This window comes from Bacillus sp. GbtcB14, from assembly GCF_019091205.1.
Classification (GTDB): Bacteria; Bacillota; Bacilli; order Bacillales; family Bacillaceae_G; genus Bacillus_A; species Bacillus_A cereus_AG.
Genome location: NZ_JAGXJT010000003.1, coordinates 613,810 through 639,228 on the forward strand (window position 1 = coordinate 613,810; position 25,419 = coordinate 639,228).

Sequence of the window (25,419 nt, forward strand, 5' to 3'; positions counted from 1 at the left end):
TCAGCATTGGGAAACGTAGTAGTAAAATTAGAAAATGTTCGAAAAAAGATTGGTGGAACGGAAATTATTCGTGGTTTATCATTTGAAGTTCGTGAAGGGGAAGTATACGGGTTCCTTGGACCGAACGGTAGTGGTAAAACGACGACAATTCGTATGATGACAGGTCTTATATCAATGACAGAGGGCGATATTACAATTTGTGGTCATAGTATTCGAACGGAGCGTGAAAAGGCGCTAGAGCAAATTGGAGCGATTGTAGAAAATCCTGAACTATATGATTATATGACAGGAATGCAAAACTTAAAGCATTTTGCGAATATGGCAATTACACCAATTAGTAAAGATCGCATTGCTGAAATTGTAAAACTTGTTGAATTAGAGCATGCGATTCATAAAAAAGTGAAAACATATTCACTTGGTATGAAACAACGTTTAGGAATTGCACAGGCATTACTGCATCAGCCGAAAATCTTAATTTTAGATGAGCCGACAAATGGATTAGATCCAGCGGGTATTCGCCAAATTCGAGATTATTTACAACGTTTAGCGAAAGAAGAAAATATTGCTGTAATTGTATCAAGTCACTTATTAAGTGAAATTGAACTAATGTGTGATCGCGTCGTTATTATTAAGCAAGGTGAGTTTGTGCAGGAGTACAACTTACACGAACAAGCGAAACACGATGAGACAGTAGTTGTAGCGTTTGAAGTAGATCAAGCACAGAAAGCAAATGAAATCATTAAAGGTAAGACGCAAGGAAATGTAATTGCAGTATCTGTAATGAAAGAAGAAATCCCACAACTTGTAAAAAAACTTGTGAATGACGATGTGCTTGTATACGGAGTTACTGTTCAAAATAAAACGTTAGAGGATGAGTTCTTAGCGATTACAGGGGGAGTGAAAGCGTAATGTTTAAATTAATTCAAAATGAATTTTTAAAGTTACATGCGAAAAAAGGTATGTATATTTTAATTGGTGTCATTGCAGTATTGGAGATTTTGGGAGTTTTAGCGATGCTGAAATGGGGAGACGGGAGTGAATTTAAAGGATCATATTTAGATTTTGCAAGTTCAGAGATTGGTTTAATTACTTTGTTTGCAACAATTTTTGGCATTACGATTGCTTCTCGTATGATTACTGATGAGTTCCAAAAAGGTACAATTAAGCAGTTATTAATCCGTCCAAGAAAACGAATGACAGTTTTATTCTCTAAATACATTACAGTGTTACTTACTATAGTATTTATCATATTTGCTAACACGATCATTTCAATGATTATTGGCGGAATTGTAATGGATGGTAGTAAAACAGAATTAACGCTAGGAATCGTAATGAAATCTACTTTATATCAAGTACTTTCACCGTTCTTCTTTGCGACGCTTGCATTTTTCTTAGCAAATGTATTTAGAAAATCTGTATTGCCATTAATTATTACGTTGTTCTTCTTTTTCCTACAACAGCCAATTAAGATGATGCTTATGATGCTTGCAAAAGGCTCCGCAAAATTTGTTGTGTTGTTCCATTTAAATTTAAATGTTTACGATGGCAATAAATTAATTAATCGTGGTGCAGAACCACCATTCACAGAATTTACATTTACAACTTCATTATTACTTGTAGCTGCATACTTTGTTGTATTACTTGTAGCATCAAGTGTATTATTCCAAAAACGTGACGTATTATAATAAAAGAAATCCCCGCTTGTAAAAACGGGGATTTTTATTACATAACTTTCTCGTAGATTTCAATGGAAAGAAAAAATAATTACTATATGTTGTTTGAAAGAATTTGAGAAAAATAGGAAGATTTCCAACTATATTCATATTATAATTTCATTATTAGATCATTTATTTTTACTATCTTTGGGGGTGTTCTATATGCACTATGCATTTTCACGTATAAGGCTACGTAGTTTTTTTGGATGGATGATTATAGGGTTGTTCCTTACGATAATTCTATTAGAGCTATCTAATGTTTCTGATAACACGTTAGAGGCTATTACACAAATAACTGTGTTTTTTGTATTTCCGTTATTTTGGTTATACGTAAAAACAAATAAAAATAATGTTGTATTTAACAGTTTTTTTGATAAGCCAGGACGTTTACCGTGGGGATTAATTGTATTAGCAACGATAATGGGAATGGTTTTTTCTGTCGGTATATCTCATATTCAATTTTACATATTAGCACATACGTTACCGAATTTCTTAGTTACTATGTTAGAAGACGGAAATGTTATTAACACGAGTAACGTATATATGACGATATTTACTTTCATTTCAGCATGTGTATTAGCACCTATTATGGAAGAGATTATTTTTAGGGGCTTCTTTTTACAGCGAATGGCTTATAAATGGGGAATTAAAAAAGCTATAATCATATCTTCACTTATTTTTGGTTTAGGACATTTTGATGTCATTGGTGCATTTATGTTTGGTGTTGTTATGTGTCTTTTATACATAAAGACGAAAAATATATGGACGAATATCGCTGTACATGCTCTAAATAATTTAATTGCAACAAGTATGCAATTTGTAGGTGGAGAAGAGAGCGGTACAATTTCAATTCCTGAATTACAAGCACAAAGTAATTTATGGATCGGTATTGGTCTTACAGTTGTTGGGTTACTTTGGTTAATTCCTTACGTTTGGAAACAATGGCGTACAGTAAAAGAAGTTGGTGTGCCGCCGATGCGCTTCATAAATGAGGAAAAAGTAGTGAGTGCATCACAAGAAAATGAAGTGTATAGTCAAGTGATCGTAACAGATAGATTGATGGCCGTAGAACTACCAGATGAGGCTGTAAATAAGCTTCGGTTAGAAGAAAATGATTATGTAACAGTATCTGTAGAAGAAGATAAAATTGTTATAAAGAAAGCGCATGATAGATAATGAAAAAGTAGCTCTTAGGAGCTACTTTTTAGTTTGTAATAATTTCTACACGAAAATTATTACCGTTCTTTACATATTTAATATCTGTAACAGTGCGGACTGTTTTTAAAATCTCCACTTTTTCACCAATTCGAGGGATAGTCGGAACATTGTCCCAAATGCCAAGCAAGTCATCTAATTGTGCCGTTTTTTCATAAAACCAGATTTTCAATGTAAAGCCCCTTTCTCGAACTTTATGTATTTTAATACATAATATATTATTTTTATTCTTATTGTAAGGGGTTTTTTTGTATTTTATGAATAAAAATAAATTAATCTTCTGGGAAGATGTGTTCAATATCAGGAGTAAGAGATACTTCTGATAATACGATATGAGAAACAGTCGTTGCATATGAGGAAACATCATTGATAAAATCTTCAAGTTCAACGAGTGAAGGAACAGAAATTTTTACAATGTAGCATAAGCTGCCTGTTACTCGGTAACAAAAACTTGCAGATGGATAAGACTGAATAAACTGCTGCATACGTGTTGTATCACCATTTTTTAAAGTGATTTCTAAAATACAATCTAAAACAAGTCCTGCTTTTTTATAATCGATATCGATTGTGTACTTTTGAATCACGCCTTCACTTTCGAGTTTACGAACACGTTCTGCAGTAGACGGAGCAGATAAGTTTACTCGTTTTGCCAATTCGCGCATTGAAAGGCGACTATCATTATATAATTCATTTAAAATTTTTCGATCGACACGGTCTAGTTGCATTTGTAAATATACCTCCAGTAAAATGATAATTTTTGTAAAGTAAAAATATAAATTAAGATTCATATGAAATGTAAAGTGAACTTTATTTATTTTACAATAAAACGGAAGGAAATAGGAGGGGAAATGATGGAGAGAATTTCATTATCAAATGTAGGAGTTACAAAGTTTCAAAAGTTATTAGGGCATAATCCAGATCTATTACATTCATGGAGTATGGTAGAGAATACACTGTATAGTAAAGGAACTCTGTCGGCAGAGCTGAAGGAGCAAGTAAGAAGAACGTTAGCGTATGGGAATGAATGTCCGTACTGTATGGCAAAGGGAAGGCCTGATGATATGCAAAAGGTAGAAGAAATGAGTGTAGCCGTTACTTTTGCACATACATTTGTTCATGACAAAAAGGCGATAGATGATAATATGTTTCATGTATTGAAACAATATTGGACGGAAAAAGAAATTGTAGAGCTTTGCGCTTATATTTGTTTTATTACTGCATCGCAACAACTTGGTTTGCTGTTTCAATTACAGCCGAATGAAGGAGAAAATGATGATGAATCAAATAGCACTTATTATAATTGATGTACAAAAAGCGTTTCAGTTACCACATTGGGGCCAGAGAAATAATCTATTGGCTGAAGAAAACATAGGGATTTTGTTAGAAGGATGGAGAAAAAGGGAACGACCAGTTTTTCATATTCAACATGTAAATAAAGAAAATGCTCAGTCGATGTTTTATGAGGGAGCGGAAACGGTAAACTTTAAAGAAGAAGTGCAGCCACTACCAGGTGAAGTGATTATTCAGAAATCTATTAACAGCGCGTTCATTGGGACAAATTTAGAAGAGCAATTAAGAGAGAAGAAATGTCATACGGTAGTGGTTGTAGGATTAACGACAAATCATTGTGTGGAGACTACGACACGAATGGCAGGGAATTTAGGGTTTACAACGTATTTAGTGAGTGATGCAACGGCGACTTTTAACCGTAAAGGTCTAGATGGTAAAGAGTATAATGCAGAGGATATTCACAATATGACACTTGTAAATTTACATGAAGAGTTTGCTACGATTGTGACAACAAAAGAAGTGTTAAAATTATTTTAAGAAAATAATTGCGAATTATGTAGAAAAAAATAAGAATATTTCGTATAATCTAAGTACAATCATTTTGAAATAGGGGTGGCATCATATGGAGCAAATTCCGGTAAAGAGAATAGAAGAAGTACTTGTTATAGCAGGGGACGATAAACAGAAGCAAAAGGAATTTTATGAATTGCTCTTATCTACTGAGTTTTATGTTGCTGGTTCACTAGAAGCAGAGGACGGGGCAACAGAAGGAATACTTCGTTTGCGTCATTTCCAAGGAGAGGGTAGATGGATCGTTCCGTTCTTTACACAAATGGAATTTGTAAAAGACGTGTTGCCAGAAGGAACACCCCTTATTACGATACGTGGGAAAGAGTTATTTGGTAGCATTGAGAAAGATGCTACAGCCGTATTAAATGTTGGTACTGATAGAAGTAAGACATTTATTCCAGAAGAAATTGCAGATATCGCATCTGGACGAATTTTTAATTACTATAAGTAAAAGGAAAAGCGGAATCGCTTTTCCTTTTTAATTTGAAAACGGAGTGGCTACGCCAGAAGAAATAGAGAGTGTTTTATTATTTGTACTTATGGTCGCTGTAGTTCCGAGAGGAATCCCGATGTTTGGACTTATATGCCCAATCGGTAAGCCGAATAGAACAGGTATATGATATGGTGCGAAATATTCATATAATATTGTTTGTAATGATTGAGATGGTTTAGAAGGCGTGCAGTCGTGACAACTTGTAAAAATAACACCGCTACATTCATTAAACTTTCCAGATAAAAGTAGCTGATTTAACATACGGTCAACACGATACGGTTCTTCCCCAATGTCTTCAAGCAACAAAAGTTTATTCGCCGTATTTATCTCATAGGATGAACCAACTATACTCGTTAACACAGCTAAATTGCCTCCCGCTAATGTGCCTGTAACTGTACAGGAAGAGGTAGGTACGATACATTCCGAAGCAGATAAGATGGTAGAATACGGATGAAATAGTTGATTGAAAGAAGATAAAGAGAGAGAATCCACACCTTTTCCTAATTCTTCCACCATTGGACCATGAAAAGTAACGAGCTTTGCATAACGTGAAAAAGCAGTATGTAAAGCTGTAATATCGCTATATCCCCAAAAGATTTTTGGGTTTTGCCTAATGATTTCATATTGAATGTGAGGGAGGAGACGAGCACTTCCGTAACCACCTCGTGCACAGAAAATGGCCTTTACTTCATGATTTGAAAATGCTTCATGTATATCATCGAGACGAACTTGATCACTTCCAGCTAAATATCCATATTTCTCATAAACACTTTTCCCGATTACTACAGATAAACCCATTTCTTGTAATACGTTTACACCTTTTAATACATTTTCAATTGTTGGTGGACCGGACGGTGCAATAATCATTACTGTATCACCTTGTTGTAACGCATTTGGATATATCATCGCTTTCAGCCTCCTTCACTTTCAATATATTCGCTTCCTATGAAGTTCAACCCTTGTAAAAGAAGGGGAAAGTTTGTCAAATAAAGAAGATATAAGGGGAATAGGAGAAAGAAACAGTAAACAAAAACATAGACAAAAGTAAGCATATATAATAAAAAGTAATTATGAAACAATATAAACCGAAAGAATTTTCAGAAATGCTTAATGTCTCTGTTAAGACATTGTAAAGGTGGGACAATCAAGGTGTTTTAACTGCTTACCGAAATCCAAAAGGAAGATGATACTATACAGAAGAACAGTATAAGGAATATATGGGTATTCAAGAAGAAAATAAAGTAGGCAAAGTAGTTATTTACACAAGAGTATCAAATCCAGGTCAGAAAGATGATTTAGAAAATCAGGTTGAGTTTTTAAAAACATTCGCAAATGCACGAGGGATGATTGTAGATGAAGTTATCAAAGATATTGGTAGCGGATTAAACTACAAAAGAAAACAGTGGAATAAACTGATTGACAGTTTTATGGAAAGAAATATTTCGACTATCATCATTGCATACAAAGATAGATTTGTACGTTTTGGATATGATTGGTTTGAAGAGTTTCTTCGTAAAATGGGAGTGGAAATTATGATTGTTAACAATGAAAAACTATCTCCTCAAGAAGAACTTGTTTAGGATTTAATATCTATCATTCATGCATTTAGCTGTAGAATGTATGGGGTGAGAAAATACAAAAAGAAAATGTCGGAGGATGAAGACTTATGAAAAGAGCATATTTAATAGAAATCAAACCGACAACTGAACAAGTTAGTAAAATCCGTCAAACTATTGGGGTGTGTCGATATGTATATAACCTGTATATCTCTAAAAATAAAGAGGCATATGAGTCGGAGGGGAAATTTATTAGTGGCTATGACTTCTCTAAATGGCTAAACAACATTCATACAAAAGAGTGTGACCAGTGGATTAAAGAAGTGTCGAGCAAAGCGGTAAAACAAGCGATTATGAATGGAGATAAAGCTTTTAAGCGATTTTTTAAAGGTTTATCTAAGTTTCCACGATATAAAAAAAAGAAGAAGCAAGATGTGAAGTGCTACTTTCCAAAAAACAACAAAACAGATTGGACAGTAGAAAGACATAGAGTAAAAGTCCCTACAATTGGTTGGATAAGGTTAAAAGAGTATGGGTATATTTCAAAAAATACAACTGTAAAAAGTGGTACAGTATATCAAAGAGCAGGAAGATACTATGTGTCTATACTCTGTGAAGTGAAAGGGGGAAAACCAAATTCAACACTCAATGCAGTAGGTCTAGGAATTGATTTGGGAATTAAAGACTTCGCTGTACGTAGCGATGGAAAAACTCACAAAAATATAAATAAAACAGTACAAGTAAAAAAGATAGAAAAACGGTTAAAACGTGAACAACGCTCTTTATCACGCAAATTTGAAAATATAAGAAAGAGAGGTGAACAACCTGTTACTAATAAAAGAGCGAATATAAACAAAAATATTCTTAGGGTGCAAAAACTACATGCTAGGCTAGCAAATATTCGATTAGCGTATGTAAAGTCTATTGTAAATGATGTGGTGAAAACCAAGCCAACGTTTATTACAGTAGAAGATTTGAATGTGAAAGGTATGATGAAGAACAAACATCTATCTAAAGCTGTAGCGCAACAATGTTTTTATGCTTTTAAAACATGGTTATCAACGAAATGTAGGGAATATGGAATTGAACTACGGCAAGCGGACAGATTCTATCCATCTTCTAAAATGTGTTCATATTGCGGTCAAAAAAAGTTGGATTTAAAGCTGTCTGACCGAGCATATACATGTGATTGTGGAAATGTAATAGATAGAGATTTGAATGCGTCAATCAACCTTTTACAAGCAAAAAAATATACAATACTAACGTAAATAGATTGTATATATGTACGGTGGGCTACATCGGAATTTACGCCTGTGGAGTGTCACAGCAAACTGTAGTAGCAAGAGTGATTAGCGAGGCAGGGCACGTAGAAGCAGGAATACTCTAAGAATATACATTTGTCTATATTTTTAGTAGCAGGAGAAATGATGTTTACAAGTCGAGTTATAGATACATTACAAATTAAGTATCCAATCATTCAAGCAGGTATGGCAGGTGCTATTACGACGCCTGAGCTTGTTGCAGCTGTAAGTAATAGCGGAGGACTAGGAACGCTTGGAGCAGGCTATATGAGCCCTGAGCAAATTCGTGAAGCGATTTATAAAATAAGGGAACGAACGGATAAGCCTTTCGGTGTTAATTTACTGTTAACGAAAGAGGTACAGATAGAAGAAGAGAAAGTAAACTTAGCAAAGGTATTACTTAGCGGAGTGAATAGAGAATTTGGTATAGGGGAAGAAGAGACGATAAAGCTTCCCAAAAGCTATAAAGAACAATTACAAGTGTTAATAGAAGAAAACGTACCAGCCGTTAGCTTTGCATTTCAAACGTTAGAAAAAGAAGAAATAGAGGACTTAAAAAGAAGAGGAATAAAAGTCATCGGAACAGCTACTCATGTGGCAGAGGCAAAAGTACTTGCTGAATTAGGAGTAGACATTATTGTCGGTCAAGGTAGCGAGGCAGGAGGGCATAGAGGAACGTTTATCGGGAAAGAACAGGATGCTATGATTGGGACGTTCGCATTAATTCCGCAGTTAGTAGCAGCAGTCCCGCATATACCAATTGTTGCAGCAGGTGGTGTAATGAACGGGCAAGGGCTTGTTGCGGCATTTACACTGGGGGCAGAAGCTGTTCAAATGGGATCAGCCTTTTTAACGAGTGAAGAAAGTATTACGCATGATGTGTATAAAAAAGCAGTTTTACATAGTACAGATACGAGTACAACTGTGACCCGTGCGTTTTCCGGGAAATATGCGCGAGGTATTCGTAATGAATTTATAGAGAGACATGAAGGGAAAGAAGAAGGGCTTCCAATGTATCCAGTGCAAAATGTATTAACCTCTAAAATACGCCAAGAAGCAGCAAAACAAAATAAAGGAGAATACATGTCGCTTTGGGCAGGGCAAGCATCATCGTTAGCACGAATAGAATCAGCTCAGCATGTAGTGGAGCGAGTTATGAAAGAAGCAGAGAACGTAATCGAACAATTACAACATATATATAGAAAAAGACCACTTGAATAATTCAAGTGGTCTTTTCATTAGTTTGCTTTATAAAATTGTTGGATGGCTTCATCGATATAAACCCAGCCTTTCCAACCTAAATGCATATGATCTTTTAAGAAGTATTTATCATACTCATGATTTGAGAAGTCGGCAATTGGATAGCCAGCTTTCTCAATTTGCTCATGAACTTTCTTGTAGTACAACTCGCGACGTTCTTTCGGGAAGCCAGCGTAATCGTACCAAGGACCTTTTACAGGAACAGAAATGAAGAGTGGTTTTGCACCAGATTGTTTTAATAAATCAAGCACAATTTGTAAATCTTCATATTCTGGCGATTGATCATAAGCATCATTTTTTAAGTAGCCTTCACGTTGCTTTAATTTCTTCTTGATTTTGCTGTTGAAGTAATCATCTTCGATACCGTATTCGTTAGAACCTGATTCTACTGCACCCGTTTGATCTGCATGTTTACGAGCCTCGTCCCAATTCATTTGTTTTAATGAAGGGTCAAGTTTTTCTTTATGCGGTTTAATATCAAACATTGCTGTAAATAAATCTTTACGATCTAAAATGTTACGATAAATATAAGCGAAAGGTTTAGCAGCAAGTGCTTTTACTTTATGCTTTGTATCATCATAAACGATACCTTCAAGCGAAATTTTTAATAAAGTTTCTTTCTTGACAATCTCAAAGTTTAATAAACGTTTTGCAATTTGCTTTTTCATTTCAGGCTTTAAGTCATCATTGAAAAGCAAGTGATAGCCTTGTTGTTTTGAAAAGTTAGGTGCAAAGTGTGTTTCATCAATACCTTGTGGTACAAACCATTGAGGAGAAAGAACGAATACCATTTTCTTATCCTTCAATTGATCCATTGTAGATGCAAAGTTTAACACATGTACAAGGTCTTGTGTTCCTCCGCGTCCAAGTAGGAATGGTGTGAACCCTTCAGGCTTTACTTTGAAATAATTTGATGGATGGAAAGCATCCATACGTGCGAATTCCGATGAACCGTACATCGGAAGGTATTTCGGGTCTGCTAACATCTTTTGCTGTAATATCATACTTTGAATCTTTTCTTCTTTTAAAGAAGTGGCAGCTTGTTCTACTTTTTCATCACTTAAAAGTGGGAGTAGGAAGCGCGTTGGAATAAGTAAGAATACAGCAAAAAGGGCCAATGCTAAAAGCATCGGACCAAATTTTGCTTTGTTCATCGGATTTCTTCCAACTTCTTAATAACCATGTTTGGTGTAGCCCACTCGTCACGGTCAAAATCAGAAATAGAAACTTCAATATCTAAACGCTCTTGGAATTCAACTAATAAAGATACTACAGCGAAAGAATCAAGAATACCTTCTTCAAATAATTGAACATCTAAGTTTTCTTTCACAATATCGTTTTCACATACTTCTTCTAAAATATCTAATACTTGCTCTTTGAATTCTGCCATTTTTAAAATCTCCTTTATATCCGAAATATATTATATGTGCAACTTCTTACTAGTATAAGAAGGGTGCATTAAAAGTATCTGTTAAGGTGTCCAGAGAAAATGAGGAAACCGAAACATACAACGTGGAACGTAATTACAATCGCAAGGACGTGTGTAAATTTATTGTTTGGCCAAAACTTATGCTTCTTGTTTTTTCGCTCGAAAATATCGAATAAAATAAACAGTGCGGCATGATAGAGACCATAAATAACATACTGTGCAACAGCGCTTCCTTGGATGTGCCAAATCCCCATAATGAAGAAGTTTAAAAATGCACCGATATACGAAATTGTGTAACGGTTCTTAATTAACTTTTTCTTCGTTGCAAAAAAGACGAAACGCATGTAGATGAAATCACGGAACCAGAATGATAAACTCATGTGCCAGCGGTTCCAGAAGTCTTTAATATTACGACTAAGGAATGGCTTATTAAAGTTTTCTGGAGTTTTAATTCCCATCATGTAACTGATACCAATTACGAATGCACTATAACCTGCAAAGTCAAAGAATAATTGCATGCTAGTAGCATACATAAAAATCGCATTAGATAAAAGTGTATCTTGATTGGCGAATACTGCCTTTACAAGATATGTTGTTATCAAGTGCGCGATTATAAACTTATACAGAAAACCTTGGAAAATACGGTTAAGCCCTGTATATAGTAACTTTTGATATTCCTCAGCACTAGGTGGCTTTTGAATATCTTTTTGGAATCTACGGTAACGATCGATAGGCCCACTTGAAATCGCAGGGAAGAATAAAACAAACTCCCAGAAATTAAAGAAGGAAAGTTCTTTAATTAAATTATCACGAACTTCAAAGACCATCTGTACAGCTCTAAATGTTACGTAAGACATACCTGCGAAAACAATAAAATGTAATTCAGGTACAAATGGTGCGATTTTTGCCAAAATAAGTGGCAAAATCGATAAAATAACAGCTATACAAAACATGAATGTACTATTATTTTGTTTTCTTAAAATTAAATAGCCTTTAATTAGGGCATATTGCCAAATAATAAATGCGGCTAACATAATCGCTTGCTTCGGTTTATCCGAGAAGATAATAGCAATCATGACTAATGTTAAAACGGCATTATATTTACGCAACATTTTACCTTTTAATCCAGCTATGATAGTAGGTATTAATAAAATGCCCACTATAGCGAAAAAATAAAATGATCCATATGCGGTCATGCTGTAACCTCACTCAATAATTTTTTGCGATCTACCTTTCCATTTGGTGTCATAGGAATAGAAGATTGATACATGAATTTACGTGGAATCATGTAGTTTGGTAATCGCTCATTGAGTTCTTTTTTGATTGCAGATGTTAATTTGAATTCTTTTTCAAATGAATGTTCTCCAGGAACAACAACCGCTAATAAATAATCGTATTTTTCACCTTTTTTAATTGGAACGATAACTGCACCTTCTACGTAAGAACACGCACGAAGGTGATGCTCAATTTCTTCTAATTCCATTCGATAACCATGCAGCTTAATTTGGAAATCAAGACGACCATTATAGAATAGAAGACCATTTTCAACATAGCCAGCATCGCCTGTTTTATAGGCGCGCTCACCGTCAATCATAGTAAATGCTTTTTCTGTTAATTCAGGGCTTCCTAAATATCCAACGCTTACGCTTGGACCGACAATTACAATTTCACCTTTTTCACCATCAGGTGCAAGCGTACCATCTTCTTTCATAATAAGAAGGCGACAGTCTGATTTACAGTAGCCAACTGGAAGTGATTTGTATTGATCAAGCACTTCTGCTGTAACGTGAATACCTGTTACAGCGACAGTAGCTTCTGTTGGACCGTACGTATTCATAATTGTTGCTTTTGGGAAACGCTCAATTAATTTTCTAGCTACTTCGTTTGGTAACACTTCACCGCAGAATAAGAATGTTTTCATATTCGGTAGCATACTCTCAGAGAAAGATGCTTCCATTAAACACATCTCTGCGAAAGAGGGTGTTGAAGTCCATACTTGTATATCCGATTGCTCTAAAGAAGCAAACAAGTCTTTTGGACGTGCAATCATATCTTTATCGATTGCCCAAAGTGTACCACCTGTTACTAATGATGGGTAAATATCCATGACAGATAAATCGAATGAGAAAGGTGCTTGGTTTAAGAATACTTGCCCTGTTTGTAAGTTGAAATCTTCTACAGCCCATTTTGTAAAGCTTACAAGGCAGTTATAAGTAATCTGAACCCCTTTCGGATTACCTGTGCTTCCTGATGTGTAAATAATGTAGAAGTTCTCATCACCTTTTACCGCATGTTCAGGATTTGGAGTGTTCCCTTTATGAGTAAAGAAAATATCTTTTAAGTTGTCTTCACTTACAATGCGAACTGGTAAATCAGTTACAGTTACTTCTGTGCCTGATAAAAGTAATTTCGCACCAGAATTTTCAGCGATACGTTGTACACGATCAGCTGGGATAGATAAATCTACAGGAATATAAGCATGTCCAGCTTTTACACAACCTAAAAAGTTAATAATCATTTCAGGTTGCATATGACCATACACCATAATTGGTGAACGATCATCTGGATACTCAGAAGAAATCCAATGTGCTAACGCATCAGAATCTTCCTTTAATTGTTTGTACGTAATTTTCGCATCTCGCCAAACAAAAGCAGTTTGATCAGGCGTTTCAATAGCCCACTTTTCAATTTGTTCTAATAACTTCATAACGTTCCCACCCTAGAATTCATTGTAAATAAATGTACTTGTGTTTGTATCATGGAATCCATACAACCAAAGTAATGCAAATAAAATTGCAAGGTAATAAACCGTCTTTGCAACCCATTGTGTGAGTGGTTGAGACCATATCTCTTTTAATCTTTCCATGTCTTTCCCTCTCTTAATGAAATAATAGCTCTTTGTAGGTATCATGTCCTACATTATTGTGAAAAAAACAAAATCCCACATTTTAGGTAAAAATAAGTCAAAAGGCTCTTTTCTGATATTAGCACTAAATACTAAAAAAGAAAATCCCTAACTTAGCAATTATATTACATTCAGCATGAATTTGTAATGGGTTTGACATGTAAATAGGAAGTGGATTGTATGAATGCATAAAAGTGGTCTGGGAGAATGTATAGAAATACAATATTTGTTTGTATTTCTTCATAGTTAATGTAGGAATTGCTAAAGTCTCTTAAAAGGAGGAATTTTTGATGAAGAGTGTGTGGGAAAATCTTATTTTAGAAAAAAATATTATTAAATGGAGACGATATTTCCACAAGTATCCGGAATTATCATTTCATGAAAAAGAAACTTCACAATTTATATATGAAACATTATGCTCATTTTCTTCTTTAGAAGTAACGAGACCGACGAAGTATAGTGTACTAGCAATTAAAAGAGGGACGGGACAAGGGAAAGTAGTTGCGATTCGAGCTGATATAGATGCTTTGCCAATTCAAGAGGAGACAAGGAAATCTTATACGTCTGTGAATAAAGGAATGATGCATGCATGTGGGCATGATGCTCATGCAGCTATTTTGTTAAGTACAGCAGAGGTGCTATCAAATATAAAGGAAGATTTTGTAGGTGAGATTCGTCTTTTCTTTCAGCACGCAGAAGAGGTGTATCCCGGCGGGGGACAAGAAATGGTTGAGGCAGGTGTGATGGATGGTGTTGATTATGTAATAGGTTTACATGTTATGTCAGGACTTGAGAGCGGAAAAATCGGAATTGCGTATGGGCCGATGATGGCGGCACCAGACGTATTTACAGTTGAAATTCAAGGGAAAGGAGGGCATGCGGCGAGGCCAGAGGAAACGATAGATCCTATTGCTATCGGAGCGCAGATTATTACAAATTTACAACATATCGTATCAAGAAATACAAGTGCTTTCATGCAAAGAGTTGTTTCAGTCACGCAGTTTCATGGGGGAATGGCTGATAATATTATTCCTAGTGCAGCAACTTTGATGGGAACTGTCCGTTCATTTAATCAAGCATTAAGGGTGGAAGCAGAAGAGAAAATTGAGAAAATCGTGAAAGGAATTACAAAAGCACATGGAGGGGAGTATACATATACGTACCGATATGGATATGATCCGGTTATTAATGATGAATATATTACGAAAGTAGTAGAAGAAAGTGCACTACATTTGTTTGGGAATGAGCGTGTTGTGAAGCTGGAACCTTCTATGGGAGGAGAAGATTTTTCAGCATATTTAAGAAAGGCACCGGGTTGCTTCATTAAATTGGGGACGGGGAATGAAAAGATAGATACTTGTTATCCACATCATCATCCAAAATTTGATGTAGACGAATCAGCTTTAATTTATGGAGTGGAATTATTTCTAGAGACAGCAATAAGACTACTAAAATCATAGAAAAGTATAAAAAAAGGCAACTGCGCTCTATCGCAGTTGCTTTTATTTCTTTCCGTCAGAGAGGGCTGAGAAAGAACTATGCTCATTTATAGTATATGAATAGCTAACGGACAAGCTTGTACATTTTAATCATTTTTTTAAAAATAGTTATTGACATTGATAATCACTGTCAATTAATCTAAGGGTAGTTGAAATTGATAATTATTATCAATAGGATGGATGAGACATGTTAATGAGAAAAAAATTTCACCTTCTGCGGAGGGGATTAAAAGATAAAAATAAAGATGTTGATCAGCATATGGAATGGCAACGAAATGTAATTCGTTCTGAATATGTAGATGAGAAGAGTACGCTTCCAACAGAAAAAGAGATACAAGGTAAAAGGAGAGATTCAGTTGAGTAAGTTAGTAATGATTTTTGCAAGTATGAGTGGAAATACAGAGGAAATGGCCGATCATATTGCGGGTGCAATTCGTGAAACAGAAAATGAAATTGAAGTTATCGATATTATGGATTCACCAGAAGCTTCTATACTAGAACAGTATGATGGAATTATTTTAGGTGCTTACACTTGGGGAGATGGTGACCTTCCTGATGATTTCTTAGATTTTTATGATGCAATGGATTCTATTGATTTAACCGGGAAAAAAGCAGCGGTATTCGGATCATGTGATTCGGCTTATCCGAAATACGGCGTGGCGGTTGACATTTTAATAGAAAAGCTACAAGAGCGCGGAGCTGCAGTTGTGTTAGAAGGACTAAAAGTAGAATTAACGCCAGAAGATGAAGATGTAGAAAAATGTTTACAGTTTGGAGCTGAATTTGTAAAACACCTTTCTTAATGGCAGAAGGGAGATGAAGAGCAAGTGCATGAGAAAATCGCAATCAAAACGATGACAGATTATCATTTGTATGATTTTATGCGTTGTCCGCATAAATTTTATTTCCGTCATATAAAAAGAAGAGAACCTTCTTCATTTGAATGGCAACAAATCGCACAAATGATTGTGAATCGAATTATTAATGAATATTACACACTACCTGCGGGCCAACAAACGAAAATCGTACTTTTAATATTAATAGAAAAGTATTGGAAAAAAGTAAGGGTTAATATGTTTACTTCAAAGACGGAGTATTATATTGTGTTAGCGAAGTTAACGGATCACTTATTACAGTTTGTTGAAAGAGATGATAGTCAGACACCGCCGTTATTTTTATATGAAAAATTTCAAACATATATGGAAGAATTAGGTGTCCACATGTCATTGACATTAGAAGTTGGTGAGTGGAGTACTGAGTCGTTTGTAATTAAAAAGTATGTTGTCGATGCGGATGAGGAAATGCTTGCTCTTTGTCAAAAGTTAATGACAGTATTCAGTTATAAAGCTTTCGGAATTCTTCCCGGAAAAATTGAAGTTATTAATTTAATAGAAGGAACTAAGTATGAGTACATTCCGAAACAGGAAGATATTATAACTGGAATGGCTGATTTATCTAGAATGAAAGAAATGTTACAACAACCTGAGCATTATACAGAGCGTCATTTTCGTTCTGAGTGTATGAGTTGTGCGTTTCGTAGGGAATGCCAGGGGGAAGAAGTAAAGAAAGAAGCGAAGCAGAAGAAAAATATCGTACATTAAAGGATGCAACTTTGCATCCTTTTTTATTATTGACATGAAAAGCTTTTCATCATTTACCGTATATTTGTAGCAGATTTTAATAAAGTGAAACTTTAATCAGTGGGGGGGTTCTTCATCCCCACTGATTATTAGTTGAACCAATCGGACTTTTATGGGCAGTTGATCCCCCGCCTAACTTCTTTGCTTTCGCTGAATTTGGAGGTGGGGGTCTTACTGCCCATTAAAGCGGGATAAAGGGAGGAATAATCAATGAACGATGAAACGAAAGTATTTCAATGGTTAAAAGAACAGAATGCTCCTTTTGGAATTCAACTGCAAATTTTACAAGCATTTCAACTGTATCAAGTCATTGTTGAAATGGATAAAAAGTTAATGATGTATGAGGAGAGAGAATATCGGGAGAGAATGTAATCTCATCCCTGTAGTATTACTTTCAGTTGATCTGTACCTGTAATGAATTCGAGTTCATTCTCTGACTCAAAGTTATAAATAATATTATGTAGTAAAGGACTGTATTGATAAAAGGTAGTAATGCGGTGAATGAGTAATGGATCATGATGAGAAATAAGTGTACTGTACTGTTCATATACAGATGTAGTAAACTCACGTCCGAAATCATAATATAGCCCAGCAAAATCAAAAGCAGGATCGCCAATTTGAGCATCACCAAAATCGATAACACCTGAAATGTTTTTGTTCTGTTTATTAAATAAAATATGATGATGTGTAAAATCAGCGTGAATAATTGTATTTTGAAAAACGGATGTATTGATACATGTAAAGAAATTTTTGAATAAACGATTTAAAGATGATTTCTGGAACGAAGTAAGACTGTTAGTAACATACTGATTTAACTTAGTTTGTAGCTCTTTCCAGTAGGTAAGTGTTTTTTCTATAGGGAATCCTAATGTTTTCACACGTTTTAAAGGAATACTATGTAGAGCCGCAAGGAAAGTAGCTAATTGTGTAATAATTAGTTTCCGTTCTTTTTCATCTAACTTCGCAACTATTTCTGTTGTTAACGGTTCACCATGAATGAGAGCATAGTAACTACAGAGGGGAATAGTATCAGTATCCTTTTTATAGAATAGGTGGTACTTTGGAACCTCAATTTCATGTAGTGAGTAAGAGAGAAGTGTGCATAGTTCTTTTTCTAACGGGATTCGCAGTGCATATTCCTGTTTTCGCGGAAAACGAAACAGTAGCTCATCATTTACTATAACTGCTACATTATCCCATCCTTCTTCATTTTGTTTATATGAATGTATAGAAAGATTAGGTAGAGCTTCTTTTATATATTGTTTGTAAGAGTCCATAATTGTTCCTCGTTTCTGAATTAAGTTATTCCACTTTATGATATCAGAATTTTCTTTCTATATGTTAAAATATAACTATCATTATGAAGAAGGGCGGGAGTATTACGAAGAAAAGACTATTAATCATTTCTCTATGTATCGCTTTTGGATTGTTTTGGTCATATAAAGAAGAGGTTTTTGCTAGCTTTAAACCGATTGATCAGTACGGGTTAAAAAAGGAATTAAAGAATAAAAGTATAGAAACTTTAACTCATAATGAAATGAAAAAGGTAGGAGAACATTTTGTGACAGAGCAATTATCAGTGTTTGAGCTTCATAATAAAGAAGATGTGAAACGAAAAGGTGAAGAAATATTTTTAAATAGAGGATATGAACAATTAATAGGAAATTATTATCCAAATCGTTTTCGGGATTTAGAGTATAGGTTTACAAACGAGGAGATACGTGAAGTGACGGATGAAAGTTTTCTCTATCAAACTGTAGCGTACGTTGCGGGTACTGAAAATGGTAAGAGAAGCGAAATGAAATTGAATTATGAAATGAAAATTGTAAAAGTTAATAATATATTTAAGGTGTTAGAACAAAAGCAGTATGTACAATAAAGTGAAACATGAATGAGTACCACAAATAGCCGATAAAAAAATCCCCCAGTTCTTTGAGGGATTTTAAAGGTTTTCATTTTGCTGACCAAGTTCTTTTTGAGCAATGTATAAATTTCCTTGTTCGACTTGTTTCTGAGTAAGAACAGAATCACCTGCATATCCTTTTTCTGTTTTTACAGTTCTTTTCGTACGATTGGAATTTTGTTTCTTCATATAATATGTCACCTTTCCTTAAAAATAAACAAAAATGATAAGCACAAGTAGTATAGCAGCGAAAATGGTAATACCCATTAAAAAAGAAGTATTTTTATTTTTAGGTGGCTTATGTATATCTTGTCGATATCCAGGTGAAATTTCGGGGGCGAATTCTTCATCGAATGATTGCTTTTTTTCTTTTTCGTCCATATGTATCCACCTTTCTTTTTCATTATGTTATACGTCCAAAGAAAAAATATACATAAATAAAACCGCTGCTCTATCGTGAGTAGCGGTTTTCTATTGTATATTTTCTTTGAACTTGAAAGAGACGGACAAGAAGGAAGATAGCGCCAAATGCTAGACCGATGATAAGACCAATCCAATATCCTTTTGCTGCCCAATCAGTGTAAGTTGCTAATATGTAGCCGAGAGGCAGACCTATTACCCAATAAGCGATTAATGTCATAATTAAGGAAACATTTACGTCTTTATAACCACGTAGTGCCCCTTGTACAGGAGTTGCAATTGCATCTGAAATTTGAAATAAAATCGCAAATATAAGAAATTCTTTTGCTAAATGATGAACTTGTATATCTGTTGTATAAATAGAAGCAATTTCATCATCGAAGAAGTAGAGAAGAATTGAATATAATAGGGCGAATGCAAGTGCTAAGCCAATCCCGATAAATCCATATTGTCTTGCGTTATTATATCGTTTTGCTCCAACTTCGAATCCAACAGCGATGGTCATTGCCATTGCTAAACTTAAAGGAGTCATATATAACAAGGAAGCGAAGTTCATAGCTGCTTGATGAGCTGCGATTGTTGTCGTACTAAAATTACTCATCATAAGTGTTACTGCAGCAAAAATACTCGTTTCAAAAAAGATAGCAAATCCGATAGGGACGCCAAGTTTTAAGAATTCAGTCCAACTTGAAAGAGAAGGACGATATAATTGTTTAAAGATATTGAAAGATGCGAAAGGCTCTTTCGTACGAATAATAATAACGGTAATAATTAAAATGCACCAATAGGTTGCTGCAGAAGCAATTGCCGCTCCGACACCACCGAGTTTTGGAAAACCGAAATGACCGAAAATTAATACATAATTTAATACTACGTTAATTGGTAATGATAGTAATGTAATAATCATCGTTGTGCGAGTTTTTCCTAATGCATCAATAAACCCACGTAAAACAGTGTAAGTAAATAAAGGGACAATTCCAACTGCAATAATACTTAAAAATTGTGCCGCAATACGTTCCACAGGTTCTTCTAGGCGCATGCCGTTTAAAATAGGTGAAACAGCGAAGAAACCGATAAGGGTGACCACAAAACTAGCACAAATTGCTAAATATACTGCTTGTATGACAACTTGGGGAACATCCTCTTTTTTCTTTGATCCAACGAGCTGCGCAACAATTGGAGTAGTAGCCATTAAAATTCCTGTTAATCCGGTACTAACGGGAAGCCATATACTTGTTCCGATAGCAACACCTGCTAAATCAATAGGACTCGCGTGCCCTGACATTGTCGTATCAAAAAAGCTCATTGCAAATAATGACATTTGCGTTACGAAAATCGGAAAAAATAGTAATACAAATTGCTTGAATTTTTGTGAGAATGAAGTAGTTTCTTTCATAAAATCCCCTTTCCGCATAAAAGCAAACCCTCACTATCATACAATTTAATTAAAAAATAGAAAAGAAATACGCGCCTAGAACATATGGAATCGATAAAAAAAGGATGCACTTTGAAAAGGGATAAGGTATTATGATAAGGTGTGAAAAATTACATATTCGTTATTAAGGAGGCACTACTCGTGGCTGATTGGTTAATTGGAATAATCATGGGTGCTGTTGAAGGTTTAACAGAGTTTTTACCAGTTTCATCAACAGGACATATGATTTTAACAGGTCATTTACTTGGATTTGACGACGAGAGAGCGAAAGTTTTCGAAGTTGTTATTCAATTGGGATCGATTTTAGCAGTTGTTGTTATATTTTGGAAGCGCCTGTGGTCTTTAGTAGGTATAGGGAAAGTAACAGACGGACCATCGTTAAATTTATTACATATTATTATCGGGATGATTCCTGCCGGCGTACTTGGCGTATTGTTCCATAGTGCGATTAAAGAAGTTTTATTTGGGCCAGGCCCAGTTGTCATCAGTTTAGTGGCTGGTGGTATTTTAATGATTGTTGCTGAGAAGTTTTCGAAACCAAGTACAGCAAGAACATTAGATGAAATCACATATAAGCAAGCTTTTACAATTGGAATGTTCCAATGTTTAGCGCTTTGGCCAGGATTTTCTCGTTCTGGTTCTACAATAAGTGGTGGTTTATTAGCTCGCGTGTCACATACAGCGGCGGCTGAATATACATTTATTTTAGCAGTACCAATGATGGTAGCTGCAAGTGGTTTAGATTTAATTAAAAGCTGGGATATATTAAGTACGGCTGATATCCCATTATTTGCAACAGGATTTATTACAGCATTCGTTGTTGCGATGCTTGCAATTGTTTCATTCTTAAAATTATTAGCTCGTGTAAAACTAACACCGTTCGCTTACTACCGTTTCATTTTAGCTGCGGTATTCTATTTCTTCTTCATTATGTAATAAAAAAACTGCCGAGTTCGGCAGTTTTTTTATTTTGCTACTTTTTCCATCATGCTTTCCATTACATGTTCCCAAAGAGAAGTATCATCCGCTAATGTAGAACGGAAATTAGCATACATTTCTTTTTGTTTCTCTTCGAATGTTGGATCTTCTTTTTCAGGTAATGTAGCGCGCATAGAAGTTACTAATTCTTGTACTTTTGGAGCGCGTGGTCCCCAGACGGCTTGTTCATTTCCATCTTTATCAATGAAAATAAAGATTGGAATGGCACGTGCTGTTCCATTTGTTAAATATTGATCCATTAATTCTAAGTTTTCATCGCGAATTAATAATCTCATATCAATATTTGCAACTTCAGAAATTCGTTTCATAACAGGTACGCATAAAAGAGCGTCACCACACCAATCAGCTGTTAATACGATAACACGCCAGCCATCATTTTGGCGTTCTTCTAATACAGGAAGTAATTCATTTGGAATTAAAAAGTTATTGTAAATGTGCAGTAGCTCGTATTGATTTACTTTCATTTCATTCACATATGTATCAAAGGACATACCTTTATCAGCCCATTGTTGTAAGTTCATAAGTAACACCTCTTTAGTATGATTTGTTTTCATTGTACCAATTTTTATATAGAAAAGCTTGTATTCTTACTCCTTCTTATCACTTAATAATTGATTTAATAGGAAAAGGAATAGTGCGACACATAATTCAGCAATGTTGGACATTTGTACACTCTCTATCCAGTCGTCGGCGGTATGTATGACGAACCAATCTAGCGTAATTCCAATGATTGAGAGTAGGGCGATTGAGAGCCAATTGGGCATACTTGTCATCATTGGATATAGGAGCACTTTAAAGAAAATGAATATAAAATGTGTAATACCATCTAATAAAAGAATAAGTAAAAAAAAGAGTAGTAGAGCTGTTCTTGATGAATATTCTATACCTGTAATTTGAAAGATTCCTACATATACAAAGAATATAAATGCAAAGAATATAATGAGAATAAGAATAACAACACTAATAATAATAGTCTTATCTTTTAGGTTAAGATTAGAAAATTTGTCTTCTTCACTCACTACCCCAACTCCTTTTTTCTGGAAATTCAATTTTATTGTATCATGAAACATATATTAAAAAACTACGAATTATGGGAAAATAAGGTGACAAAAAGTAAGATTTCATGTAAAATTATTAATAAGGTTTTTATTTAACTAAATGAAATAAAAGGGGCTGTCAAAGTTGTCTCAAAATCGAGAGCAATTAATGGAAGAACTATCGACAAATGTTTTTGCTATGTTCCGCACGTTGCGTAATGATATCGGAAAAATATTTGGTGGTTACATACCGTGGAATGAGTTCATCGTCCTTAGAATATTGAATCGTACGAATAAAGAAATGGTATCACGTGTAGCGAATGAGTTAAATGTGTCGAATAGTCATATTACAGCTGTTACAGAAAAATTAATTAATAAAGGTTTTGTAACTCGTTCGCGTTCTACGTCAGATCGCCGAGTTGTATATTTGGAGATTACAGAACAAGGGAAAGATTTAGTTTCGAAAATGGAAGGTGCAAAAAAACAATATTTACAAGAAAGATTCTCTACACTTTCAGAAGAAGAAATGAATATAATGATATCAATTTCTCAAAAACTTATTTAATTCACTACAAGCGAGAAAACGCTTACGTATTGAAGGAGAAGGCCTTCCTTATATGAGGAAGGTCTTCTTTCGTATGTAAAAGATTATAAAAAAGAAAATATGTAACATACTACTAGTAAAGGAAAGGGGGCAGAAATATGACAAATCGAAATGGTAGTAAAGGGAGCGGAAATCAAGGCTCACCGAAATCAGGGCAATTTCAGCAAGAGTTTAGTGCTGAATTTGAGACTGGAAATGATAACAAAGGAAAAGAATATCGTTCGAAAAAAGGAAGTAAATCAAAAAAGGAGTGAAAATAATTCACTCCTTTTTTGATTTAAGATGCTGCAGATTGATCCGTATTATATTTTTCTTCTGATTTTGCGACAATCATTGCGCAAATTGCATCACCAGAAATGTTTACAGCTGTTCTAGACATATCTAGAATACGGTCAATACCGATAATTAAAGCGATACCTTCTACTGGTAGGTTTACTTGATTTAAAACCATTGTCAGCATTACAAGTCCAACACCTGGTACACCAGCAGTACCGATACTAGCTAGTACAGCAGTTAATACGACGACAGCTAATTGGGACATAGTAAGCTCAACTCCGTATACTTGAGCGATAAACACAGTTGCTACACCTTGCATAATGGCAGTACCATCCATATTAATCGTTGCACCTAGTGGTTGTACAAAAGAACTTATCGCTTTTGGAACGCCAAGTTTTTCTTGTGCTGTTTTCATTGCAAACGGAAGAGATGCATTAGAGCTAGATGTACTAAATCCAATTGCCATTACTGGTCCGAAATGTTTAAAGAAACGGACAATGCTTTCTTTTGCTAATACCTTTAATAATCCGCCATAGACGAAGACGCCGTGAATAATAAGTACTAGCATAACGACAATCATATACTTGAACATCGCAGCGACGCCTGCAAGCCCCATTTTACCAACGGATGAAGCGAGCAATCCAAATGTTCCGATTGGAGCTAATTTCATAACGAGATTAACAAGATACATCATTAATTCGTTGCCCTGTTCAAGTAATGAATGGATACCTTGAACTCGTTTTCCTAAAACAGCTATACCGAGTCCAATCAATGCGGCAAAGGCAATAATTTGTAACATGTTTCCATCGGCCATAGCTTGTGCTGGATTATCTGGCACAATATTTAGCAATGTATCGACGAAAGATGTTTCTGTTTTTGCACCTTCATATTTAAGCCCTTCGGTTTTAAAGTTACCGCCAGATCCTGGTTTTATGATCAGTGCAAATGTCACTGCAATTGAGATGGCAACAGCTGTAGTTACAAGGAAGAATGAAATTGATTTTAAACCAATTCTCCCGAGTTGTTTCGGATCGCCAAGCCCAGCAGCCCCGAGCACGATAGAGATGAACACAACAGGAACAACTAGCATTTTAATGAGGCGAATAAACAATTGACCGAGTGGATTGAACACATATTGATTTAATGGTTCAAAAATAGATGGTGCAGCTAAATTTAAAGTGAGTCCGACAACTAAACCGAGAAATAGTGCAAGTAAGATTGCTTTTGTTTGTTTCAAAAAATCCCTCCCTTATTTTTGTGAAATTGTTTTCTACATTAATTGTAACGAAAAAACTCTTATTTTGACAGTATTTTCTGAATTCTTTGTATGAAAATATCTATTTTAATGTAGAGAGAGTTAAGTTTTGTATTAAAAACAAAATAGGCCATCACATTGGATGACCTAGGGAAGGGGACAATTTATGTCAATTTAATTAGGGATGGAAGCTATTCAAAGACACTGGGGAATGTCTTATAAATTAGGGAGGAACAGCTTCGATACATATACTATAAAAGATAGATGTGACCCTGATGTGAACATAGAGTGAAAGAGAGAGGGAGTTTTAAATAGAACAGAGAGTAAACAAAAAATAAGACCATCATATAAAAGATGGTCAAGGGAAGGGGACAATTTATGTCAATTTAATTAGGGATGGAAGTTGTTCAAGACACTGGGGAATGTCTTATAAATTAGGGAGGAACAACTTCGATACATATACTATAAAAGGTAGATGTGACCCTGATGTGAACATAGAGTGAAAGAGAGAGGGAGTTTTTAATAAAAGATAGAAAGACAAAAAAATAAGACCATCGCATATGAGATGGTCAAAGGAAGGGGACAATTTATGTCAATTTAATTAGGGATGGAAGTTG

At 35.0% G+C, this 25,419-nt stretch carries 32 protein-coding genes and 1 pseudogene; 18 read left to right on the forward strand and 15 right to left on the reverse strand.

What is annotated here, in order from left to right; translation table 11 throughout:
* The first annotated feature begins 6 nt into the window (after nucleotides 1-6).
* The 3 genes from KVT31_RS12095 to KVT31_RS12105 all read left to right on the forward strand — a co-directional run bounded on the left by KVT31_RS12095 (nucleotide 7) and on the right by KVT31_RS12105 (nucleotide 2,891).
* A complete protein-coding gene (locus tag KVT31_RS12095; protein WP_088095666.1) occupies nucleotides 7-909 on the forward strand; it encodes an ABC transporter ATP-binding protein in 903 nt (300 codons plus the stop codon).
* A complete protein-coding gene (locus KVT31_RS12100) occupies nucleotides 909-1,685 on the forward strand; it encodes an ABC transporter permease (RefSeq protein ID WP_088095667.1) in 777 nt (258 codons plus the stop codon). The genes KVT31_RS12095 and KVT31_RS12100 overlap by 1 nt, the downstream gene beginning before the upstream one ends.
* 192 nt (nucleotides 1,686-1,877) lie before the next feature.
* The gene (locus KVT31_RS12105) at nucleotides 1,878-2,891 is read left to right on the forward strand and encodes a CPBP family intramembrane glutamic endopeptidase (RefSeq protein WP_088095668.1); all 1,014 of its coding nucleotides are present in this window, start codon (nucleotides 1,878-1,880) and stop codon (nucleotides 2,889-2,891) included.
* Between the two features lie 28 nt (nucleotides 2,892-2,919).
* Here KVT31_RS12105 and KVT31_RS12110 read toward each other — a convergent pair whose 3' ends face one another.
* Both KVT31_RS12110 and KVT31_RS12115 read right to left on the reverse strand, forming a co-directional pair.
* Nucleotides 2,920-3,102, reverse strand: coding sequence for a DUF3913 family protein (locus KVT31_RS12110; RefSeq protein ID WP_000707107.1), 183 nt, complete (start codon nucleotides 3,100-3,102; stop codon nucleotides 2,920-2,922).
* Nucleotides 3,103-3,202: 100 nt separating this feature from the next.
* Nucleotides 3,203-3,655, reverse strand: coding sequence for an Lrp/AsnC family transcriptional regulator (locus KVT31_RS12115; protein WP_001175492.1), 453 nt, complete (start codon nucleotides 3,653-3,655; stop codon nucleotides 3,203-3,205).
* Nucleotides 3,656-3,718: 63 nt separating this feature from the next.
* Here KVT31_RS12115 and KVT31_RS12120 point away from each other — a divergent pair, with 63 nt between their 5' ends.
* From KVT31_RS12120 to KVT31_RS12130, 3 genes are all read left to right on the forward strand, one after another.
* The gene (locus KVT31_RS12120; RefSeq protein ID WP_098343227.1) at nucleotides 3,719-4,234 is read left to right on the forward strand and encodes a carboxymuconolactone decarboxylase family protein; all 516 of its coding nucleotides are present in this window, start codon (nucleotides 3,719-3,721) and stop codon (nucleotides 4,232-4,234) included.
* Nucleotides 4,203-4,757: a cysteine hydrolase family protein gene (locus KVT31_RS12125; protein ID WP_098343228.1), complete on the forward strand. Its 555-nt coding sequence runs from the start codon at nucleotides 4,203-4,205 to the stop codon at nucleotides 4,755-4,757. The genes KVT31_RS12120 and KVT31_RS12125 overlap by 32 nt, the downstream gene beginning before the upstream one ends.
* 85 nt (nucleotides 4,758-4,842) lie before the next feature.
* Entirely contained in the window at nucleotides 4,843-5,241 is a 399-nt protein-coding gene (locus KVT31_RS12130; RefSeq protein WP_088095671.1) for an SseB family protein, read from the forward strand.
* 27 nt (nucleotides 5,242-5,268) lie between these two features.
* Here KVT31_RS12130 and KVT31_RS12135 read toward each other — a convergent pair whose 3' ends face one another.
* Entirely contained in the window at nucleotides 5,269-6,189 is a 921-nt protein-coding gene (locus KVT31_RS12135; RefSeq protein WP_088095672.1) for a S66 peptidase family protein, read from the reverse strand.
* Nucleotides 6,190-6,353: 164 nt separating this feature from the next.
* Between KVT31_RS12135 and KVT31_RS12140 the strand changes: the two are divergent.
* The 3 genes and pseudogenes from KVT31_RS12140 to KVT31_RS12155 all read left to right on the forward strand — a co-directional run bounded on the left by KVT31_RS12140 (nucleotide 6,354) and on the right by KVT31_RS12155 (nucleotide 9,361).
* Nucleotides 6,354-6,953, forward strand: a pseudogene (locus KVT31_RS12140) (IS607 family transposase).
* Entirely contained in the window at nucleotides 6,950-8,107 is a 1,158-nt protein-coding gene (locus tag KVT31_RS12145) for an RNA-guided endonuclease InsQ/TnpB family protein (protein WP_088095673.1), read from the forward strand. Before KVT31_RS12140 ends, KVT31_RS12145 begins: the two are co-directional and overlap by 4 nt.
* A gap of 159 nt (nucleotides 8,108-8,266) precedes the next feature.
* Nucleotides 8,267-9,361 (forward strand): NAD(P)H-dependent flavin oxidoreductase, encoded by a 1,095-nt coding sequence (locus KVT31_RS12155; protein ID WP_088095674.1) that lies wholly within the window; start codon nucleotides 8,267-8,269, stop codon nucleotides 9,359-9,361.
* Between the two features lie 17 nt (nucleotides 9,362-9,378).
* Here the strand turns inward: KVT31_RS12155 and dltD are convergent, their stop codons facing one another.
* From dltD to KVT31_RS12180, 5 genes are all read right to left on the reverse strand, one after another.
* Nucleotides 9,379-10,554, reverse strand: a complete 1,176-nt coding sequence (gene dltD, locus KVT31_RS12160) for a D-alanyl-lipoteichoic acid biosynthesis protein DltD (protein WP_001030275.1) — start codon at nucleotides 10,552-10,554, stop codon at nucleotides 9,379-9,381.
* A complete protein-coding gene (gene dltC, locus KVT31_RS12165; RefSeq protein WP_000807310.1) occupies nucleotides 10,551-10,790 on the reverse strand; it encodes a D-alanine--poly(phosphoribitol) ligase subunit DltC in 240 nt (79 codons plus the stop codon). Before dltC ends, dltD begins: the two co-directional genes overlap by 4 nt.
* A gap of 68 nt (nucleotides 10,791-10,858) precedes the next feature.
* Nucleotides 10,859-12,025 (reverse strand): D-alanyl-lipoteichoic acid biosynthesis protein DltB, encoded by a 1,167-nt coding sequence (gene dltB / locus KVT31_RS12170; protein ID WP_000127922.1) that lies wholly within the window; start codon nucleotides 12,023-12,025, stop codon nucleotides 10,859-10,861.
* Nucleotides 12,022-13,536, reverse strand: a complete 1,515-nt coding sequence (gene dltA, locus KVT31_RS12175) for a D-alanine--poly(phosphoribitol) ligase subunit DltA (protein ID WP_088095675.1) — start codon at nucleotides 13,534-13,536, stop codon at nucleotides 12,022-12,024. The genes dltB and dltA overlap by 4 nt, the downstream gene beginning before the upstream one ends.
* 12 nt (nucleotides 13,537-13,548) lie before the next feature.
* Nucleotides 13,549-13,695 (reverse strand): teichoic acid D-Ala incorporation-associated protein DltX, encoded by a 147-nt coding sequence (locus KVT31_RS12180; protein ID WP_002011626.1) that lies wholly within the window; start codon nucleotides 13,693-13,695, stop codon nucleotides 13,549-13,551.
* A gap of 329 nt (nucleotides 13,696-14,024) precedes the next feature.
* Here KVT31_RS12180 and amaA point away from each other — a divergent pair, with 329 nt between their 5' ends.
* The 5 genes from amaA (at nucleotide 14,025) to KVT31_RS12205 (ending at nucleotide 17,245) form a co-directional block, all read left to right on the forward strand.
* The gene (gene amaA, locus KVT31_RS12185) at nucleotides 14,025-15,194 is read left to right on the forward strand and encodes an N-acyl-aliphatic-L-amino acid amidohydrolase (protein ID WP_088095676.1); all 1,170 of its coding nucleotides are present in this window, start codon (nucleotides 14,025-14,027) and stop codon (nucleotides 15,192-15,194) included.
* A gap of 226 nt (nucleotides 15,195-15,420) precedes the next feature.
* A complete protein-coding gene (locus KVT31_RS12190) occupies nucleotides 15,421-15,597 on the forward strand; it encodes a hypothetical protein (RefSeq protein ID WP_016088748.1) in 177 nt (58 codons plus the stop codon).
* Complete coding sequence (locus KVT31_RS12195) at nucleotides 15,590-16,036, forward strand: flavodoxin (RefSeq protein WP_000041146.1); 447 nt, start codon at nucleotides 15,590-15,592, stop codon at nucleotides 16,034-16,036. Before KVT31_RS12190 ends, KVT31_RS12195 begins: the two co-directional genes overlap by 8 nt.
* A gap of 24 nt (nucleotides 16,037-16,060) precedes the next feature.
* A complete protein-coding gene (locus KVT31_RS12200; protein ID WP_088095677.1) occupies nucleotides 16,061-16,834 on the forward strand; it encodes a hypothetical protein in 774 nt (257 codons plus the stop codon).
* 249 nt (nucleotides 16,835-17,083) lie between these two features.
* Nucleotides 17,084-17,245 carry a hypothetical protein gene (locus tag KVT31_RS12205; protein ID WP_088095678.1) on the forward strand — a complete coding sequence of 54 codons (162 nt, stop codon included), beginning with the start codon at nucleotides 17,084-17,086 and terminating at the stop codon, nucleotides 17,243-17,245.
* A gap of 2 nt (nucleotides 17,246-17,247) precedes the next feature.
* On the opposite strand, the gene KVT31_RS12210 is transcribed toward KVT31_RS12205, so the two are convergent.
* Nucleotides 17,248-18,150: an aminoglycoside phosphotransferase family protein gene (locus tag KVT31_RS12210; protein ID WP_088095679.1), complete on the reverse strand. Its 903-nt coding sequence runs from the start codon at nucleotides 18,148-18,150 to the stop codon at nucleotides 17,248-17,250.
* Between the two features lie 83 nt (nucleotides 18,151-18,233).
* Here KVT31_RS12210 and KVT31_RS12215 point away from each other — a divergent pair, with 83 nt between their 5' ends.
* Nucleotides 18,234-18,752: a biotin transporter BioY gene (locus tag KVT31_RS12215; RefSeq protein ID WP_088095680.1), complete on the forward strand. Its 519-nt coding sequence runs from the start codon at nucleotides 18,234-18,236 to the stop codon at nucleotides 18,750-18,752.
* 63 nt (nucleotides 18,753-18,815) lie between these two features.
* Here KVT31_RS12215 and KVT31_RS12220 read toward each other — a convergent pair whose 3' ends face one another.
* The 3 genes from KVT31_RS12220 to KVT31_RS12230 all read right to left on the reverse strand — a co-directional run bounded on the left by KVT31_RS12220 (nucleotide 18,816) and on the right by KVT31_RS12230 (nucleotide 20,592).
* Nucleotides 18,816-18,965 carry a hypothetical protein gene (locus tag KVT31_RS12220; RefSeq protein ID WP_088095681.1) on the reverse strand — a complete coding sequence of 50 codons (150 nt, stop codon included), beginning with the start codon at nucleotides 18,963-18,965 and terminating at the stop codon, nucleotides 18,816-18,818.
* An 18-nt stretch (nucleotides 18,966-18,983) separates the two neighbouring features.
* Nucleotides 18,984-19,157: a 2-isopropylmalate synthase gene (locus KVT31_RS12225; RefSeq protein WP_088095682.1), complete on the reverse strand. Its 174-nt coding sequence runs from the start codon at nucleotides 19,155-19,157 to the stop codon at nucleotides 18,984-18,986.
* Nucleotides 19,158-19,227: 70 nt separating this feature from the next.
* Nucleotides 19,228-20,592 carry an MATE family efflux transporter gene (locus KVT31_RS12230; protein WP_088095683.1) on the reverse strand — a complete coding sequence of 455 codons (1,365 nt, stop codon included), beginning with the start codon at nucleotides 20,590-20,592 and terminating at the stop codon, nucleotides 19,228-19,230.
* Nucleotides 20,593-20,772: 180 nt separating this feature from the next.
* Between KVT31_RS12230 and uppP the strand changes: the two genes are divergently transcribed.
* Nucleotides 20,773-21,567, forward strand: coding sequence for a bacitracin resistance undecaprenyl-diphosphatase (uppP, locus tag KVT31_RS12235; RefSeq protein ID WP_087979915.1), 795 nt, complete (start codon nucleotides 20,773-20,775; stop codon nucleotides 21,565-21,567).
* A gap of 29 nt (nucleotides 21,568-21,596) precedes the next feature.
* Here the strand turns inward: uppP and KVT31_RS12240 are convergent, their stop codons facing one another.
* Both KVT31_RS12240 and KVT31_RS12245 read right to left on the reverse strand, forming a co-directional pair.
* Nucleotides 21,597-22,184 carry a thioredoxin family protein gene (locus tag KVT31_RS12240; protein ID WP_140392390.1) on the reverse strand — a complete coding sequence of 196 codons (588 nt, stop codon included), beginning with the start codon at nucleotides 22,182-22,184 and terminating at the stop codon, nucleotides 21,597-21,599.
* Between the two features lie 33 nt (nucleotides 22,185-22,217).
* The gene (locus KVT31_RS12245; RefSeq protein WP_088095685.1) at nucleotides 22,218-22,649 is read right to left on the reverse strand and encodes a YrvL family regulatory protein; all 432 of its coding nucleotides are present in this window, start codon (nucleotides 22,647-22,649) and stop codon (nucleotides 22,218-22,220) included.
* 163 nt (nucleotides 22,650-22,812) lie between these two features.
* Between KVT31_RS12245 and KVT31_RS12250 the strand changes: the two genes are divergently transcribed.
* Together KVT31_RS12250 and KVT31_RS12255 are read left to right on the forward strand one after the other, a co-directional pair.
* Nucleotides 22,813-23,232, forward strand: a complete 420-nt coding sequence (locus tag KVT31_RS12250) for a MarR family winged helix-turn-helix transcriptional regulator (protein ID WP_140392391.1) — start codon at nucleotides 22,813-22,815, stop codon at nucleotides 23,230-23,232.
* A 137-nt stretch (nucleotides 23,233-23,369) separates the two neighbouring features.
* Complete coding sequence (locus KVT31_RS12255; RefSeq protein WP_000184931.1) at nucleotides 23,370-23,525, forward strand: hypothetical protein; 156 nt, start codon at nucleotides 23,370-23,372, stop codon at nucleotides 23,523-23,525.
* Between the two features lie 23 nt (nucleotides 23,526-23,548).
* Here KVT31_RS12255 and KVT31_RS12260 read toward each other — a convergent pair whose 3' ends face one another.
* Nucleotides 23,549-24,784 carry a dicarboxylate/amino acid:cation symporter gene (locus KVT31_RS12260; protein ID WP_088095686.1) on the reverse strand — a complete coding sequence of 412 codons (1,236 nt, stop codon included), beginning with the start codon at nucleotides 24,782-24,784 and terminating at the stop codon, nucleotides 23,549-23,551.
* Between the last annotated feature and the right edge of the window lie 635 nt (nucleotides 24,785-25,419).